The organism is Microbacterium sp. NPDC056044 (genome assembly GCF_042267145.1).
Lineage (GTDB): Bacteria > Actinomycetota > Actinomycetes > Actinomycetales > Microbacteriaceae > Microbacterium.
In genome coordinates this window covers 445291-460844 of record NZ_JBHJWZ010000005.1, presented here as the reverse complement: position 1 = coordinate 460844, position 15554 = coordinate 445291, and the positions used below count along the sequence as shown (strand labels likewise).

Sequence of the window (15554 nt, the reverse complement as noted above, 5' to 3'; positions counted from 1 at the left end):
CCACAGGGCTCTGCTGACAGGCCCGCTGCGGTCACTCCCCCGGCGACGCGGCGGGCTCGCCGCGCAGCAGCACGCGACCGTCCGAGACGGCGCGCACCTCGATCGAGGCGATGTCGTCGCGGTCCAGCGCCGTGCCGGCGTCGAGGTGGGCGGTCGTGCCCGGACCGGCGCGCCAGGACGACAGCTCGCTGGTCGTGCCGTCGGTCGAGGTGACGACGAGCACGTACGGCCACTCTTGGTCGGCCGTGTAGGGGTCGCGGCTGGGCGGGTAGTGGCAGACCATCGCGATACGGGTCCCCCATGCCACGTCGGTCAGCTCGACTTTCGCGGTCAGCGGCACATCGGTGACGGCCTGGAGGGCCACGACCTCTTCGGGCGGAGTCGCCGGCGCGACCGCCGCCGTCACGGCGAACGCGACCACGACGGCGATCGCCGCCGCCGCGGCGAGGCCGCCGCCCCACGCGATGAGGCGACGGCGGCGCGCGTCGCGCGTGCCGCGGACGACCATGCGCTCCCGGGCGGCGGGGTCGGGGCCGTCCTGGTCCGAGGGCTCGAGCAGCGCCTCGGCGCGCTCGGGCAGCACGCGTGCGAGCAGTCCCATCGTGGGCGCGAGATCCGCGATGGCGTCGCGGCACACCGCGCAGGTGTCGAGGTGAGTCTCGTAGCGGCGGCGTTCGTCCACGCTGAGCGCGCGCACGACGTATGCGGCGTCCCAGTCGGCGAAGCGGGCGTGGTCCGTGGTCATCGCGTCACCCCCTTCTCCTGCAGGGTGAGGCGAAGGGCGCGCAGTCCGTAGTGGAGGCGCGACTTGACGGTGCCCTCCGGGATCTCGAGCTCGTCGGCCATCTCGGCGACGGAGAGACCCCGGTAGTACGCGCGCACGACCACGGCGCGGTGGTCGGTCGTGAGCGTCGCGAGCGCCTCCTCGACGAGGATCGCCTCGAACAGCGCGTCGGTGGCATCCGGTGCGGTGCGCTCGGGCACCTCGGCGACGTCGATCTCGCGCCGGCGCCGCGCACTGCGTGCCTCGTCGATCACGAGGTGGCGCGCCACCGTGAACATCCACGAACGCGTGGTCGAGGGATCCTGCTCGAGGATCTTGGGCGTTCGCCACGCCCGCAGCAGCGTCTCCTGCACGATATCGTCGGCACCGGCGCGATCGCCGGTGAGATGCACGACATAGCGCCAGACCGGCGCCGCATGTGCGTCGTACAGAGCGGCCAGGCGCGTGGCATCGCGTCCGGCGGGACTGTCACGACGGTCCACGCTGTCGTGCGGCATCCATCACCTCCCGCAGGAGACACGAGACACGCCACCCGCGGGTTCACGTGAGTCCGCAGCGCATCCGCGTCGTCACCTGCGAGTATGGCCCCGCCGTGACGCGACCGCACGGCGCGCGATCCGCGCGCCGCAGGAACTCAGAGTCGTGTGCTGTCGAGCAGCGCCTGCCAGACGGCCGGATCGTTCATCAGCGGAGCGACCATCAGTCCACCGGCGGTCAGCGAGAAGACGATGCCGCCCACCAGCGGGATCCACCACGTCAGCCGGCCGCGCCGCATGTTCCAGACCGACAAGGCGGCGGTGAGGCACCAGCCGATCACGAGGACGACCGCGGCCGCGATCGCCCACGGCTTGCCGGCGGCGGGATCCGAGAGCTGCGCGTCGACGCCCATCACCCCGAGCATCGTGTCGGCGTAGGTGCCGTAGTCGAGGAACGCGGGTATCGAGGCGATCACGTTGACGAGGCCGTACGCGAGCAGAGCGAACGTGATGATGCGGTCGATGGGACGCTGACGCTTCTCCGCGACGACAGGAGGAGAAGGGATGCCGCCTGCCGGCGCATCGGTCATGATCGGCGCGATGGCCTCCACCTGCCACGACGCGGGTTCCCGGATGCGCGACCGCTGCTCCTCGGGCGTCGCGTACTCGCCGTACTGGGGACGCGGGGGTCGCGCCCGGGGGTCGGGCTCGGCGTTCGCGGGGGCGTCGCTCACGCGCGGCTCCGCCCGCCCAGGGCGCGATCGTCGCGCTTGCCTGCGAGGTCCTGCCGGAGCTCCTTCGGGAGCGAGAACATCAGGTCCTCCTCCGCGGTGCGCACCTCTTCCACCTCGCCGTAGCCGGCGGAGGCGAGGTCCTCGAGCACCTGCTGCACGAGCACCTCGGGCACCGACGCGCCGCTGGTCACGCCGACGGTCTCGACACCGTCCAGCCACGACTGCTCGATCTCGTCGGCGTAGTCGACGCGGTAGGCCGCCTTCGCGCCGTACTCGAGCGCGACCTCGACGAGCCGGACGCTGTTCGACGAGTTCGCCGATCCGACGACGATCACGAGGTCGGCGTTCTTCGCGACCTTCTTGATCGCCACCTGACGGTTCTGGGTGGCGTAGCAGATGTCGTCCGACGGCGGGTCCTGGAGCTCAGGGAACCGGGCCCGCAGGCGCCGCACCGTCTCCATGGTCTCGTCGACCGACAGGGTGGTCTGCGACAGCCACACGACCTTCGACGGGTCCCGCACCTCGATGGTGTCGGCCTCGTCGGGCGAGTTCACGATGGTGACGTGGTCGGGCGCCTCACCGGCGGTGCCCTCGACCTCCTCGTGGCCGACGTGGCCGATGAGGAGGATCTCGAAGTCGTCGCGGGCGAAGCGCACGGCCTCGCGGTGCACCTTCGTCACGAGCGGGCACGTCGCGTCGATGGCACGCAGGCCTCGATCGGATGCCGCGTTCACGACCGCGGGCGACACCCCGTGGGCGCTGAACACGACGTGGGCGCCGGCGGGGACCTCGTCGACCTCTTCGACGAAGATCGCCCCCTGCTTCTCGAGCTCGGTCACGACGTGGATGTTGTGCACGATCTGCTTACGCACGTACACGGGCGCGCCGAAGCGCTCGAGCGCCTTCTCGACGGCGATGACGGCGCGGTCCACGCCGGCGCAGTAACCACGCGGAGATGCCAGGAGCACCCGCTTCTGTCCGGCCCCGGCGATATCCTTGAGCGGTTCGCGCCGCCGCGGGATCCGCGGGACGGGCATGCTCACAGGGGCCTGACTCGGTCGGGTCTGTCCCGGGGTGCTGATGCTCACCCCATGATTCTACGGGCGGGCTCCTGAGCGGGGCCTCCGGCGGGAACCCCGCGCCCGGGCACGAAAGGACCGCATGACGAGTTTCCAGCCCGCCGCCGTCCCCGGCGAGCCGCCGCCGCCCGACTCGGTGCCGCCGCGCGACTCGACGGCGCAGGCCCCGACGTCCGTGGCCCGCCTGAACGACACGATCCGCGGATTCGTGCAGACGTGGGGCTCGGTGTGGGTCGAGGGCGAGATCACGGGGTGGAACCAGCGCGGCGGCAACGTCTTCGGCCGCATGAAGGACCTGGTGACCGACGCCACCATCTCCTTCCGCATCTGGTCGTCGACCCGCGAGCGGCTGCCCGGCGACCTCAAGGTGGGCGACCACGTCATCGCCTGCGTCAAGGCCGACTACTTCGTCAAGAACGGCGACTTCAGCTTCGGCGTCTCCGCGATGCGCCACGTCGGACTCGGCGACCAGCTCGAGAAGCTCGAGCGCCTGCGCGTGCAGCTGCGGTCCGAGGGGCTCTTCGATCCAGCGCGCAAGAAGCCCCTCCCCTTCCTGCCCCACCTCATCGGCCTCATCACGGGCGAGAACTCCGACGCCGAGAAGGACGTCCACCGCAACGCCGAGCTGCGCTGGCCGCAGGTGCGATTCCAGACGAAGTACGCCGCGGTGCAGGGCGACCGATGCGTCCCCGAGACGATCGCGGCTTTGAAAGCACTGGATGCTGCGCCCGACGTCGACGTGATCATCATCGCGCGCGGGGGCGGCGACCCGCAGACCCTGCTCGGCTTCAGCGACGAGCGGCTGATCCGCGCGGTGGCCGCAGCATCCACTCCCGTCGTCAGCGCGATCGGCCACGAGAACGACCATCCGCTCCTCGACGACGTCGCCGACCTGCGCGCATCGACGCCGACCGACGCGGCGAAGCGCGTCGTGCCCGACGTCGCCGAGCAGCGCGCGCTCGTCGGCCAGCTGCGCGCCCGCATGAACACCCGACTGACGCAGCGCATCTCGCACGACATCGCCCAGCTCGAGCAGCTGCGCTCGCGCCCGGTGCTGCGCGCACCGGAGTCGCTGCTCACCACGCGCTCGCACGAGGTGGAGCTGCTCGCCGCGCGCGGCCGCGACCGGATCGACCGGTCGCTGCGCGTCCAGGAGCAGCGCACGGGCGAGCTCCGGGCGACGCTGCGCGCCCTGTCGCCGGCGTCGACCCTCGCGCGCGGCTACGCCATCGCCCACCTCGCGGACGGCGTCATCGTCCGCGACGCCGCCCAGGCGCCGGCATCCACCCCCGTCGTCGTCACCGTGGGGCGCGGATCGTTCGCGGCCCGCTCCGACGGCGAGATCACGGAGGGCGACGGCCGGGGCGTCACGGGGGCGGGCGACGTCGCCGACCCCAACTAGACTGGGCTGCATGACTGAGACGAGCGGCGCCCTCGCGGACGTCGCGACCCTCTCGTTCGAGCAGGCACGCGACGAGCTCGTGCGCGTCGTCGCCGAACTCGAGCAGGGCGCCCCGACCCTCGAGCACTCCCTCGCCCTGTGGGAGCGCGGCGAAGCCCTTGCGGCCCGCTGCGAGGAGTGGCTGCTGGGCGCCAAGCGCCGGCTCGAAGCCGCTCGGGCCTCTGCGGACCGCGCGCAGGGCGAGGCGCTCTGATGGCACGCGAACCCCGCATCGTCGCCGAGCTCGGGCGTCCTGAGACCCCCGACGAGACCGCCGACCGCAAGGCCGAGTCGTCGCGCATCTACCGCTCGAGCCAGAATGTCCGCAATCTCATCGCGGCGCTGCTCGCGACGCTCGCCGTCGTCATCGTCATCATCGCCGCCGTGCCGCGCGGCACACCGCCGCCGCGCGAAGCGATCGACGTCGCCGCCGTCGCCCAGGGCGTGGCGGCGTCCGAAGGCCGCACCGTGATCGCCCCGAAGATGTCCGACGCGTGGATCGTCAACCGCGCCGGCATCGAGGGCAACGGCGGAGTGCGGGCGTTCACGGTCGTCTACGCCCCCGCCGACGAGAACGCCCGCGGGTTCCTGCGCGTCGCGCAGGGGTTCGACGCCGACGCGGCGTGGGCGGCCCGTGTGCTGTCAGGCTCCGCCCCGCAGGACACCGTGACGATCGACGGCATCACCTGGGACCGCTACGAACTCGACCCCGGTCGCACCGGGAACATCTCGGTCGCGCTCGCGACCGACGCCGGCACCGACACGGTGCTCATCTACGGCGCCGCGGGCGAGGACGCCCTCGAAGAGACCGCCCGTTCCGTCACGGAACAGATCACCGCATTGCGCGACGCCGACAGCACCGAGGAGAACCCGTGACCCAGCCGCTGCCCGACAAGGTGTGGAACGAGATGGTGCGCGGCAACGCCCGCTTCGTCGCGGGCGAGCCGCATCACCCGCGCCAGGATGTCGACCGCAGGGCCGAGACGGCCGCCGGGCAGCGGCCGCGCGCCGTCCTCTTCGGCTGCTCCGACTCGCGGCTCGCGGCCGAGATCATCTTCGACAAGGGTCTCGGCGACCTGTTCGTCGTGCGAAACGCCGGCCAGGTGGTGGGCGAGTCGATCGTCGCGAGCCTCGAGTACGCGGTGGCGATGCTGGACGTCCCGCTGATCGTGGTGCTCGCGCACGACAGCTGCGGCGCCGTCCGCGCCGCGATCGACAGCACCGCGATCGACGCCGCACCCCTCCCTCCGCACATCTGGCGACTCATCGCGCCGATCGTTCCCGCAGCCCGCCACGTCGCGGCCGAGACCGGAGTCTCGCAGGCGGACGAGATCGACGCCGAACTCGTCGGACGCGAGCACCTGCGCAACACGGTCGCCGACATCCTCCGCTCGTCCGAGCTCATCAGCACCGCCGTCGCCGAAGGACGCGTCGGCATCGTCGGCGCCAACTACCGACTCGCCGAGGGCGTCGCCGTGCCCCTCGTCGCCGTCGGGCTCGACGCCGCCTGACCCCCTGATCTCTGCCAAGACACCCCCCTGTACCGACACGTGAGGAACAACGACGTGACCGACATCGAGTACCGCATCGAGCACGACACCATGGGCGAGGTGCGCGTGCCCAAGAACGCGCTCTACGCCGCGCAGACGCAGCGCGCGGTGGAGAACTTCCCGATCTCGGGCGACCGCCTCGAGCCCGCCCAGATCGTGGCGCTCGCGCGCATCAAGAAGGCCGCCGCCCTTGCGAACAAGGAGCTCGGCACGCTGGACGGCACCATCGCCGATGCCATCGCCGGCGCGGCCGACCGCATCATATCCGGCGAGTTCGCCGACCAGTTCCCGATCGACGTCTACCAGACCGGCAGCGGCACGTCGTCGAACATGAATATGAACGAGGTGCTCGCGACCCTCGCCACGCAGGCGCTCGGCGCGACCGTGCACCCGAACGACCACGTCAACGCGTCGCAGTCGTCGAACGACGTGTTCCCGACGTCGGTGCACATCGCCGTGACGCAGGAGCTCATCGACGACCTGATCCCCGCGCTCGACCACTTGGCGGTCGCCCTCGAGGCCAAGGCCGACCTCTGGAAGAGCGTCGTGAAGTCCGGTCGCACCCACCTCATGGACGCGACGCCCGTGACCCTCGGCCAGGAGTTCGGCGGCTACGCCCGCCAGATCCGCCTCGGCATCGAGCGCGTGCAGGCAGTCCTCCCCCGCGTCGCGGAGGTCCCGCTCGGCGGCACCGCGGTCGGCACCGGCATCAACACCCCGCTCGGCTTCCCGCAGCGCGTGATCGAGCTCATCGTCGCCGACACCGAGCTGCCGATCACCGAGGCAAAGGACCACTTCGAGGCCCAGGCCAACCGCGACGGCCTGGTCGAGGCATCGGGCGCCCTCCGCACCATCGCGGTCTCGCTCACCAAGATCAACAACGACCTGCGCTGGATGGGCTCCGGCCCGAACACGGGTCTCGGCGAGCTGCACATCCCCGACCTGCAGCCCGGGTCGTCGATCATGCCCGGCAAGGTCAACCCCGTGATCCCCGAGGCGACGCTCATGGTGTGCGCCCGCGTGATCGGCAACGACGCGACCGTCGCGTGGGCCGGCGCCTCCGGCGCCTTCGAGCTCAACGTCGCCATCCCGATCATGGGCAGCGCCGTGCTCGAGTCGATCGAGCTTCTCGCGAACACCTCGCGCGTCCTCGCCGACAAGACGATCGACGGTCTCGAGGCGAACGTCGAGCGCGCCGCCGCGTACGCCGGCATGTCGCCGTCGATCGTCACGCCGCTCAACAAGCTCATCGGCTACGAGGCCGCCGCCAAGATCGCCAAGCACTCCGTCGCGAAGGGCATCACGGTGCGCGAGGCCGTGATCGACCTCGGCTACGTGGAGCGCGGCGAGCTCACGCTCGAGCAGCTCGACGAGAAGCTCGACCTGCTCTCGATGACGCACCCGGGCTGATCCGCCCGCCCCATGCCGCCAGCCGTGCGTCGGCGGGATAATCGGGTCATGGCCCGAACTCCCCGCCCGGTACCCGCGCGCGTCAGGATCCTCGCCGCGATCCTGGCTGTCGCGTGCGTAGGACTCGCCGTCGTGGGCAGCGTCACGTTCCTGGTGCAGCGCGAGCAGGCCCTGGCAGGCGTCGACGAACGTCTCGAGGCGCAGGTGAAATCGCTCCAGGCGGTCGCCGATGACAGTGTCGCCGACTCGCCCGGCGGCGCCCCCGCCGCGACAGACGAACTCGACCGAAGCGAGTTCGACTCCGTCGACCAGTACCTCAACGCCGTCGTCGCCCGGTTGGTCCCCGCACGCAACGAGGCCTCGCTCGCGCTGATCGACGGCACGCCGCGCTGGGTGCCCGCCACGCTGTCGGGCTTCGACATCTCCGAGAACCAGCAGCTGATCGACCGAGCCGTCACCGAGACCGCGAACGGCTCCCAGAAGCTGGGTACCGCGGTCACCGATCAGGGATCGCTGCGATACATCGCGATCCCGGTGCGAATGGCCGGCGACCCCCAGCAGGGGCTCTACATCCGCGCCGTCAACCTCGGCGACGAGCTGCAGCCGGTCACCTTCGCCATGACCACCTACGTCATCGCTGCCGTCGCGGTGCTGTTCGCGATCGGCATCGTCGGCTGGTTCGTCACCGGCCGACTGCTGTCGCCGATCCGCCGCCTCCGCGAGACGGCGGACGCGATCTCGATCACGGATCTCTCCCACCGGCTCGAGCCCCAGGGAAACGACGACATCGCCGATCTGTCGCGCACGGTCAACTCGATGCTGGACCGCCTGGAGGACTCCGTCGACGGGCAGCGGCAACTCCTCGACGACGTGCGTCACGAGCTGAAGACCCCCATCACGATCGTGCGGGGGCACCTCGAGCTGATGAACCCGCAGGATGCCTCGGACGTGGCGTCCGCACGCGAGATCGGCATCGCGGAACTCGACCGGCTCACGCGGCTCGTCGAGGACATCGACCTGCTCGCGACAGCCGAGGCGGAGTCGTACAGCCTCGAGACGGTCGACCTGGCAGCGCTCACCGAGCGCGTGGCCGAACTCGTCGCCGTGATCCCCGGCCACACCTGGACGATCGAGGCCACCGCCGAGGGCGACACCGTCGGCGACCAGGATCGCCTGCTGCAGGCGTGGCTGCAGCTCGCCGACAACGCCGCCAAGTACACGCCGGAGGGCAGCCCCATCGAGGTCGGCAGTGCCCACTCCGGCGACGGTGCGCGGCTCTGGGTTCGCGACCACGGTCCCGGCATCCCGCCCGGTGCGCGTGCCCGGATCTTCCGCCGCTTCGACCGCGCGCACGTGAAGCGCTCCGTCGGCGGGTCGGGCCTCGGCCTGGCCATCGTCGACGCGATCGCGAAGGGCCACGGCGGCCACTGCGTCGTCTCCGACACGCCGGGCGGCGGGGCCACATTCACGATCCACCTGCCTCCGACGGAGGCCGAACTGCCGGCACCGGTGCGTGCCGGAGACGTGCTGCAACGGGAGGTCGCGGGATGACCAGGATCCTCATCGTCGAGGACGAGCCGCGGATCGCCGCATTCGTGAGTCGCGGCCTCGAGGCGGCCGGCTACGAGACGCTCGTCTTCGAGGACGGCCCCGAGGGCCTCGAAGCCGCGCTGCGCGGCGACGCCGACCTCGTGCTGCTCGACGTCGGCCTTCCCACGATGGACGGCTTCGAGGTGCTCCGCGAGCTCAGGGCGCGTGGTTCCGCGGTGCCCGTGATCATGCTCACGGCGCGATCCAGCACGCGCGACACGGTCACCGGTTTGGATGCCGGAGCCAACGACTACGTGCCCAAGCCGTTCACCTTCGAGGAGCTCCTCGCCCGCGTGCGCTCGCGCCTGCGCGAGAGCGTGCCGCAGGCGGGCGTCGCGATCTCGCACGGGGACGTGGTGCTCGACATCCTCGCGCGGCGCGCGACTGTCGGCGGGCGTGAGATCGACCTGTCGGCGCGCGAGTTCTCGCTCGCCGAGCAGTTCCTGCGCAACCCCGGGCGTGTGCTCAGCCGCGAGCAGCTGTTGAGCCGCGTGTGGGGGCTCGACTTCGATCCGGGTTCGAACGTGGTGGACGTGTACGTGCGGTACCTTCGCGGGAAGCTCGGCGCCGATCACATCGTCACCGTCCGCGGCGCCGGCTACCGCTGGGAGTAGCCCTGGGCCGACCGGCCGGGCCGCCGGGCCATGGGCCGGCGAGCCCACCCGTTGCGCAGCGCCGCGGACCGCGCACGGCAGGAAGAAGCCCCCGGTGCTGGGGGACACCGGGGGCTGTGAAAGGCCGGACTGGGGGATCCGACCGTTGTCAGTCGCGCTTTTCTGGGGAGTAGCGCGACCGGTCTTTCTTCTCGTCGCTGGCGGCGCCGTTGCCGTTACCGACGTTCGTTCCCGCGTGAGCGGGTGGTCTTGAACCGGTCGAGTCCTGACCGGACTGCTTCTGCTCCGGGGCGGGAGCGGAGGGAGGTGCCTGGACGATGCTCTGTCGCCGGGTGGTGGAATCGCTCCAGTCCCCCGACTTGTTCCACTTGCCCCAGTCGTCCTGCTCGTCCTGATCGCGGGTCTCGCGCTCGAGACGGGCGATCAGCGCGTCGAGCCGGCCGCTCGACCAGCCGTGAGCTTCCGCCCAGCTGCGCAGCGCCTCCCAGGTTCCCGCCGCCTTCGCGGCAGCGATCGCCGCGTCGATGTCGTCGGGCGCGGCGGGGGCCGGGGCCGGCGCCGCGGCTGCGGGCGGCGCTGCCACCTCGGGGGCGGGCGCGGGCGGCGGTGCCGGTGCGGCGGGCACGGTAGTGCCGGTCGACTCGGACGGCGCGACGTCGACGGGGGCGGGGGCGGGCACCACCTCCGGCTCCGTCGCGGGGACGAGGGCGTCGGCGGTCGCCGCCGGCGTGGGCCGGGCGGTGGGCGTCGGGTACGCCGCAGCGGGGACGATGACGTGCTCGGCGCCCACGGTCGTGCCCTCGGAGTCCACCAGGGCCGCGGTGTTCGCGAGGGCGACGGCGGTCACGACGGCGACGCTCGCCGCGACAGCGGCCATGCCGCCGATCACGAGCCCCGTGCGTGTCTCCACGTCTCGCCTGCCCTCCGTGTGCGCGGAATCGTTTCCCCTCATCCATGGTGACAGACCGATCGCCCGGTGAGCGCCGTCGGCGATGAGACTTTCCTCATGCTCAGACCGTGCAGCGGACCAGGATCCGAGATCCCGGCCCGCTGCACCGTCGGGTGGACGCGGCGCGTCTCAGGCCAGTTCGCCGGCCTCGAGGAGGTCGGTGACGAGCGCCGCGATGGCCGAGCGTTCGGACCTCACCAGCGTCACGTGCCCGAAGAGCGAGTGTCCCTTGAGCGTCTCGATGACCGACGCGACGCCGTCGTGACGGCCGACCCGCAGGTTGTCGCGCTGACCGACGTCGTGGGTCAGCACGACCCTCGAGTTCTGCCCGATGCGGCTGAGCACCGTCAGCAGCACGTTGCGTTCGAGCGACTGCGCCTCGTCGACGATCACGAACGCGTCGTGCAGCGACCGGCCGCGGATATGCGTCAGCGGCAGCACCTCGAGCAGTCCGCGTTCGACCACCTCGTCGAGCACATTGGTCGAGACGACCGAGCCGAGGGTGTCGAACACCGCCTGGCCCCACGGGTTCATCTTCTCCTGGGCGTCACCCGGGAGGTACCCGAGCTCCTGCCCGCCGACGGCGAACAGCGGCCGGAACACGATGATCTTCCGCTGCTGCTGCCGTTCCAGCACCGCTTCGAGAGCCGCGCACAGCGCCAGCGCCGACTTGCCCGTGCCGGCCCGGCCGCCGAGCGACACGATCCCGACCTCGGGGTCGAGCAGCAGGTCGATCGCGATGCGCTGCTCGGCGGAGCGCCCGTGGAGGCCGAAGACCTCGCGGTCGCCGCGGACCAGACGGTACTCGCCGTCGCCGACGACGCGACCCAGCGCCGAACCCCGCTCGGAGTGGATGATGAGGCCGGTGTTCACCGGGAGCCCCTGCACGTCCTCGCTCGACGCCACTTCGCTCTCGTACAGGTCGCTGATGTCGTCGCCCGAGACATCGAGGTCGGCGATGCCGGTCCAACCGGAGTCGACAGCCTGCTCGGCGAGGTACTCCTCGGCGGTGATGCCGAGCGAGGCCGCCTTGACCCGCATCGGCAGATCCTTCGAGACGACGGTCACCTCCTGCCCGTGCTGGGCGAGGTTCATCGCGATGGCGAGGATGCGGCTGTCGTTGTCGCCGAGGCGCATGCCCGAGGGCAGCACCGTCGCGTCGGTGTTGTTGAGCTCGACCCGGAGCGTACCCCCCTCTCCGACCGGGACGGGGAAGTCGAGGCGTCCGTGCTCGACGCGCAGTTCGTCGAGGTGGCGCAGCGCCTGCCGGGCGAAGTAGCCGATCTCGGGATCGTGCCGCTTGCCTTCCAGCTCCGTGATCACCACGACGGGGATCACGACGCTGTGTTCGGCGAAGCGGAAGAACGCCCGCGGATCGCTGAGCAGCACCGAAGTGTCGAGCACGTAGGTCCGCAGATCCTGATCGGATGCTGCGACCTGCTCGAGGTCCTGACTGCGCTGCTCGTGTGGTGCTCGTGTGGTCACAACCCACTCCCGCCCCGGGTGGTTCACCCGGCAGTCACGAGTCGACCGGAGTCACGAGTCGCGATCCTGAGGCCGACTCGACCGGGCTCCTTGCCCGATGCGCTCACGCTACGACCGCGCGCCGACATCGGACGCGCCCGACACGCAAGAACTTCGTTACGTGTTGGTGAACGGATGCCGCGGGCCGCAGCATCCGTTCACCAGACGCGTGCTGACGAGAAGGCGGCGAGCGCGTCGCCGAACAGGCGCAGCGTGTCGGCTCCGGTGCCGACGTGCGGTGAGACCCGGATGCGGCCGGCGCGCGTCGTGACGGTGAGGCCGTGGTTCGCCAGCGATGCGGCGAGCGGAGCGGCGTCCTGCGGGGCGGGCTCGAGCGTCACGATGCCGGCGTGCCGCCCGGGCTCGCGGGGCGTGACGACCGGAACCTCATAGCGGTCCGCGAAGAACATGACGTCGGCCGCCCGGGCGGCGAGCACGGACTCGATGGCGGCGACCCCGACGTCCGCCACCTCGCGCAGCGCCGTCGCGAGACGCGCGGCCGCGAGCGTGTCGGGGCTCGACACCGAGAAGGCCTGCGCGGACGCGGCCGGCGCGGGCACCGCATCGACCGGCAGGTCGCCGTCCACGCCGCGGAAGCCCGACAGCACCGGCGCGATGCGCTCGAGGGCGCGTTCGCCGAACCAGGCGAACCCGGTCCCCCGGCCGGCACGCAGCCACTTGTAGCCGTGCGCGCACACGACGTCGGCGGCGAGGTAGTCGGCCTCGACCATGCCGAAGCCCTGGATGGCGTCGACGATGAGCAGGCGGTCCCCGATCACCTCGCGGATCGCCGACAGGTCTGTGCGGTAGCCGGTGCGGAAGTCGACCAGGCTGACGGCGACCGCCCGGGTGTCGTCCGAGAGCGCCGAGCGGATCGCGTCCGGCGTCATGAAGCCGTCCGCCGGCTCGACCCACTGCAGCTGGACGGACCCGAACGCCTCCGAGGCGCGCGTGGCCGCCACGGTGAGGCTCGGGAACTCACCGCGACCCAGCATGAGCCCCCCGGCGAGCCCGTAGATCGCGTGCATCAGCCCGTACGTCGTGGACGGCTGCAGCACCACCTGCGCGGCATCCGTGCCGATCAGCTCCGCAACCAGTTCGCGGGCCTCGCGCACGTGGTCGGCGACGAGCTCGATGCTCGTGCGCCGGCCCGAGCCGAGCAGCTCGGTGTCCCCCTGCGCCTCGCTGCGGACCGCAGGCGAGAGCGGACCGAATGCCGCCCAGTCCAGATACCCCGGTTCCCCATCGAACGACGCCAGATATGAATCCAGATCCGTCACGCGGATCATTCTGACAGAGGTGCGAACGCCGGTGCGAGCGGCGTTCACCCGCCGTAGCGGCGGTCCCGCGAGGCGAAGTCGCGGATCGCGCGGAGGAAGTCGACCTCGCGCAGATCCGGGCCGAGCGCCTCGACGAAGTAGAACTCCGAGTGGGCCGACTGCCACAGCAGGAAGTCGCTCAGCCGCTGCTCCCCCGACGTGCGGATGACGAGGTCCGGGTCGGGCTGCCCGCCGGTGTACAGGTGCTCGCCGATCTGCTCGGGCGTGAGGCTCGCCGCGAGCTCTTCGAGCGAGCCGCCGTGCTCGTCGTGCTGGGCGATGATGCTGCGCACGGCGTCGACGATCTCGCCGCGCCCGCCGTACCCGACGGCGAGGTTGACGTGCATCCCCGCGTTGCCCTTCGTGCGCGTCTCGACGTCGGCGAGGACCCGTCGCAGGTCCTCCGGCAGCCCGTCGGCGCGGCCCACGTGCTTCACGCGCCAGTCCCGCTCGTGCGAGAGCTCGTCGGCGAGCTGGGCGATGATCTCGATGAGATCCGACAGCTCGCGCGAGTCGCGCTTTCGCAGGTTGTCGTTCGACAGCAGGTAGAGCGACACGACGCGGATCCCCACGTCGTCGCACCAGCGCAGGAACTCCTTCATCTTCGCCGCGCCGGCGCGGTGGCCGTGCGCGGCGGAGTCGTACCCGAGCTGCTTGGCCCAGCGACGGTTGCCGTCGATCATCATCGCGAGGTGGCGCGGGACCGACGCCGGATCCAGGCGCCGCCGGAGTCGGTTGATGTAGAGCCGGTAGAGAGGGCCTCTGCCCTCGTTCGTCTCGCCGCGCGCCACACGCCTACGCTACCTCGCGCGCGACCTCGGCCCTAGCGTGGGACTCGGTCCCACGTATCGTGGCACTCGGCATGTTCCGCTCCCGGCATGCGGCCCCCTCTACGCTTAGCACATGAGCCGCCGTCGCAGTCTCCCCCGGGCCCCCGAGGTCCCCGTGCTGCCGCTGATGGACGCCGCCGCGGTCGACGCCGCGACGCCCGACATCAAGCCGTCGTGGCGCGGCTGGATCCACGCGGCGACGTTCCCCGTCGCGATCGCGGCCGGCATCGTGCTCATCGTGCTCGCGCAGGGGGCGCCCGCGAAATGGGCGTCGGCGGTCTTCATGGCGACGTCGCTCCTGCTGTTCGGCAACTCGGCGCTGTACCACCGGTTCAACTGGAAGCCGAAGACCAAGGCGATCCTCAAGCGCATCGACCACGCGAACATCCTGCTGCTGATCGCGGGCACCTACACGCCGATCGCGGTGCTGGCGCTCCCGCCCCAGCAGGGAGCGCTGCTGCTCGTCCTGGTCTGGAGCGGTGCGCTCCTCGGCATCCTCTTCCGCGTCTTCTGGATCAACGCCCCGCGGTGGCTCTACGTCGCCCTCTACCTGCTGCTGGGCTGGGCGGCCGTCATGTACATCGTGCCGCTGTTCCAGGCGAGCGCTACCATGATGATCCTCGTCGCCATCGGCGGGCTGCTCTACACCGGCGGCGCCATCGTCTATGCGCTCAAGCGCCCCAATCCGTGGCCGGGCCACTTCGGCTTCCACGAGATCTTCCACGTGTGCACGGTGCTCGCGTTCCTCTGCCACTGGACGGCGTGCCTCATCATCGCGCTGCACCCGTACTCCCCGTCGCTGGGGCTCGCGGGTTGATGATGGCGGATGCTGCGGGCCGCAGCATCCGTCACCCTCATCGTTCGGGGGCGTCAGGCCTTGGGCGGCGTCGCGGCGTCCCCGCGGTCGTCGTCCGCCGCCGGGTCGATGCTCTGGTCGTCGACCTCGGTCGCCTCGGCGGCGCGCGCCGCCTGCTCCTCGGCGTCGAGCTGCTCCTGGATGTCGGCGCGCACGCGGCCGCGGCGGATGCGGCGCATCATGTCCCAGATCAGGAAGATCACGACGATCGCGATGAGCGCGGTGAAGAGGAATCCGATGACGCCGGGGCTCACGAGGTTGGGATCGACCGCGGGTGTGGGCGTCGGCGTCGGGGTCGTCGCGGCGGGAAGGATCCCGGCGATCGCGTGCTGCATGGGTTCCTCGCTCTGCCCGCGTGGCGGGCGGTGTCGTCGGGGGTGCGCGCGAGCGCATAGCCT

17 protein-coding genes are annotated in these 15554 nt (G+C 71.2%); 8 read left to right on the top strand and 9 right to left on the bottom strand.

Annotation, left to right across the window (positions count from 1 at the left end):
- Positions 1-31: 31 nt before the first annotated feature.
- The 4 genes from ACFC1I_RS16910 to ACFC1I_RS16895 form a co-directional block, all read right to left on the bottom strand.
- On the bottom strand, positions 32-745 hold the full coding sequence (locus ACFC1I_RS16910; protein WP_376011909.1) for a hypothetical protein: 714 nt from the start codon (positions 743-745) through the stop codon (positions 32-34).
- Positions 742-1281, bottom strand: a complete 540-nt coding sequence (locus tag ACFC1I_RS16905; protein ID WP_376011906.1) for a sigma-70 family RNA polymerase sigma factor — start codon at positions 1279-1281, stop codon at positions 742-744. The genes ACFC1I_RS16910 and ACFC1I_RS16905 overlap by 4 nt, the downstream gene beginning before the upstream one ends.
- A 137-nt stretch (positions 1282-1418) precedes the next feature.
- Positions 1419-1994 carry a DUF6264 family protein gene (locus ACFC1I_RS16900; protein ID WP_376011903.1) on the bottom strand — a complete coding sequence of 192 codons (576 nt, stop codon included), beginning with the start codon at positions 1992-1994 and terminating at the stop codon, positions 1419-1421.
- Positions 1991-3031 carry a 4-hydroxy-3-methylbut-2-enyl diphosphate reductase gene (locus ACFC1I_RS16895; protein ID WP_376012115.1) on the bottom strand — a complete coding sequence of 347 codons (1041 nt, stop codon included), beginning with the start codon at positions 3029-3031 and terminating at the stop codon, positions 1991-1993. Before ACFC1I_RS16895 ends, ACFC1I_RS16900 begins: the two co-directional genes overlap by 4 nt.
- A 124-nt stretch (positions 3032-3155) precedes the next feature.
- Here ACFC1I_RS16895 and xseA point away from each other — a divergent pair, with 124 nt between their 5' ends.
- Genes xseA through ACFC1I_RS16860 form a run of 7 tightly spaced genes read left to right on the top strand, consistent with a single transcriptional unit; the run spans position 3156 to position 9678 of the window.
- Positions 3156-4475, top strand: coding sequence for an exodeoxyribonuclease VII large subunit (gene xseA / locus ACFC1I_RS16890; RefSeq protein ID WP_376011900.1), 1320 nt, complete (start codon positions 3156-3158; stop codon positions 4473-4475).
- Positions 4476-4485: 10 nt separating this feature from the next.
- A complete protein-coding gene (locus ACFC1I_RS16885) occupies positions 4486-4728 on the top strand; it encodes an exodeoxyribonuclease VII small subunit (RefSeq protein WP_374974810.1) in 243 nt (80 codons plus the stop codon).
- A complete protein-coding gene (locus ACFC1I_RS16880; RefSeq protein WP_376011896.1) occupies positions 4728-5390 on the top strand; it encodes a DUF4245 family protein in 663 nt (220 codons plus the stop codon). The genes ACFC1I_RS16885 and ACFC1I_RS16880 overlap by 1 nt, the downstream gene beginning before the upstream one ends.
- 32 nt (positions 5391-5422) lie before the next feature.
- Positions 5423-6025, top strand: a complete 603-nt coding sequence (locus ACFC1I_RS16875; protein ID WP_376012112.1) for a carbonic anhydrase — start codon at positions 5423-5425, stop codon at positions 6023-6025.
- Between the two features lie 54 nt (positions 6026-6079).
- Entirely contained in the window at positions 6080-7474 is a 1395-nt protein-coding gene (locus ACFC1I_RS16870) for a class II fumarate hydratase (protein ID WP_376011893.1), read from the top strand.
- Positions 7475-7522: 48 nt separating this feature from the next.
- Positions 7523-9025 carry an ATP-binding protein gene (locus tag ACFC1I_RS16865; protein WP_376011891.1) on the top strand — a complete coding sequence of 501 codons (1503 nt, stop codon included), beginning with the start codon at positions 7523-7525 and terminating at the stop codon, positions 9023-9025.
- Positions 9022-9678, top strand: a complete 657-nt coding sequence (locus ACFC1I_RS16860) for a response regulator transcription factor (protein WP_376011889.1) — start codon at positions 9022-9024, stop codon at positions 9676-9678. The genes ACFC1I_RS16865 and ACFC1I_RS16860 overlap by 4 nt, the downstream gene beginning before the upstream one ends.
- A 148-nt stretch (positions 9679-9826) precedes the next feature.
- Here the strand turns inward: ACFC1I_RS16860 and ACFC1I_RS16855 are convergent, their stop codons facing one another.
- The 4 genes from ACFC1I_RS16855 to ACFC1I_RS16840 all read right to left on the bottom strand — a co-directional run bounded on the left by ACFC1I_RS16855 (position 9827) and on the right by ACFC1I_RS16840 (position 14261).
- Positions 9827-10588: a hypothetical protein gene (locus tag ACFC1I_RS16855; protein WP_376011888.1), complete on the bottom strand. Its 762-nt coding sequence runs from the start codon at positions 10586-10588 to the stop codon at positions 9827-9829.
- Positions 10589-10756: 168 nt separating this feature from the next.
- A complete protein-coding gene (locus ACFC1I_RS16850) occupies positions 10757-12112 on the bottom strand; it encodes a PhoH family protein (protein WP_376011886.1) in 1356 nt (451 codons plus the stop codon).
- Between the two features lie 197 nt (positions 12113-12309).
- Complete coding sequence (locus ACFC1I_RS16845) at positions 12310-13440, bottom strand: aminotransferase class V-fold PLP-dependent enzyme (RefSeq protein WP_376011883.1); 1131 nt, start codon at positions 13438-13440, stop codon at positions 12310-12312.
- A 35-nt stretch (positions 13441-13475) separates the two neighbouring features.
- Positions 13476-14261, bottom strand: a complete 786-nt coding sequence (locus ACFC1I_RS16840; RefSeq protein ID WP_376011880.1) for an isoprenyl transferase — start codon at positions 14259-14261, stop codon at positions 13476-13478.
- Between the two features lie 112 nt (positions 14262-14373).
- On the opposite strand from ACFC1I_RS16840, the gene ACFC1I_RS16835 reads away from it, so the two are divergent.
- Complete coding sequence (locus tag ACFC1I_RS16835; protein ID WP_376011878.1) at positions 14374-15117, top strand: hemolysin III family protein; 744 nt, start codon at positions 14374-14376, stop codon at positions 15115-15117.
- 53 nt (positions 15118-15170) lie between these two features.
- On the opposite strand, the gene ACFC1I_RS16830 is transcribed toward ACFC1I_RS16835, so the two are convergent.
- On the bottom strand, positions 15171-15491 hold the full coding sequence (locus ACFC1I_RS16830) for a hypothetical protein (protein ID WP_376011875.1): 321 nt from the start codon (positions 15489-15491) through the stop codon (positions 15171-15173).
- Between the last annotated feature and the right edge of the window lie 63 nt (positions 15492-15554).

Bases quoted from the DNA above. Each gene is read 5' to 3' on its own strand.
- ACFC1I_RS16910 (WP_376011909.1), bottom strand. From the start codon at position 745: ATGACCACGGACCACGCCCGCTTCGCCGACTGGGACGCCGCATACGTC.
- ACFC1I_RS16905 (WP_376011906.1), bottom strand. From the start codon at position 1,281: ATGCCGCACGACAGCGTGGACCGTCGTGACAGTCCCGCCGGACGCGAT.
- ACFC1I_RS16895 (WP_376012115.1), bottom strand. From the start codon at position 3,031: ATGCCCGTCCCGCGGATCCCGCGGCGGCGCGAACCGCTCAAGGATATC.
- xseA (WP_376011900.1), top strand. From the start codon at position 3,156: ATGACGAGTTTCCAGCCCGCCGCCGTCCCCGGCGAGCCGCCGCCGCCC.
- ACFC1I_RS16885 (WP_374974810.1), top strand. From the start codon at position 4,486: ATGACTGAGACGAGCGGCGCCCTCGCGGACGTCGCGACCCTCTCGTTC.
- ACFC1I_RS16880 (WP_376011896.1), top strand. From the start codon at position 4,728: ATGGCACGCGAACCCCGCATCGTCGCCGAGCTCGGGCGTCCTGAGACC.
- ACFC1I_RS16875 (WP_376012112.1), top strand. From the start codon at position 5,423: ATGGTGCGCGGCAACGCCCGCTTCGTCGCGGGCGAGCCGCATCACCCG.
- ACFC1I_RS16865 (WP_376011891.1), top strand. From the start codon at position 7,523: ATGGCCCGAACTCCCCGCCCGGTACCCGCGCGCGTCAGGATCCTCGCC.
- ACFC1I_RS16860 (WP_376011889.1), top strand. From the start codon at position 9,022: ATGACCAGGATCCTCATCGTCGAGGACGAGCCGCGGATCGCCGCATTC.
- ACFC1I_RS16845 (WP_376011883.1), bottom strand. From the start codon at position 13,440: ATGATCCGCGTGACGGATCTGGATTCATATCTGGCGTCGTTCGATGGG.
- ACFC1I_RS16835 (WP_376011878.1), top strand. From the start codon at position 14,374: ATGAGCCGCCGTCGCAGTCTCCCCCGGGCCCCCGAGGTCCCCGTGCTG.
- ACFC1I_RS16830 (WP_376011875.1), bottom strand. From the start codon at position 15,491: ATGCAGCACGCGATCGCCGGGATCCTTCCCGCCGCGACGACCCCGACG.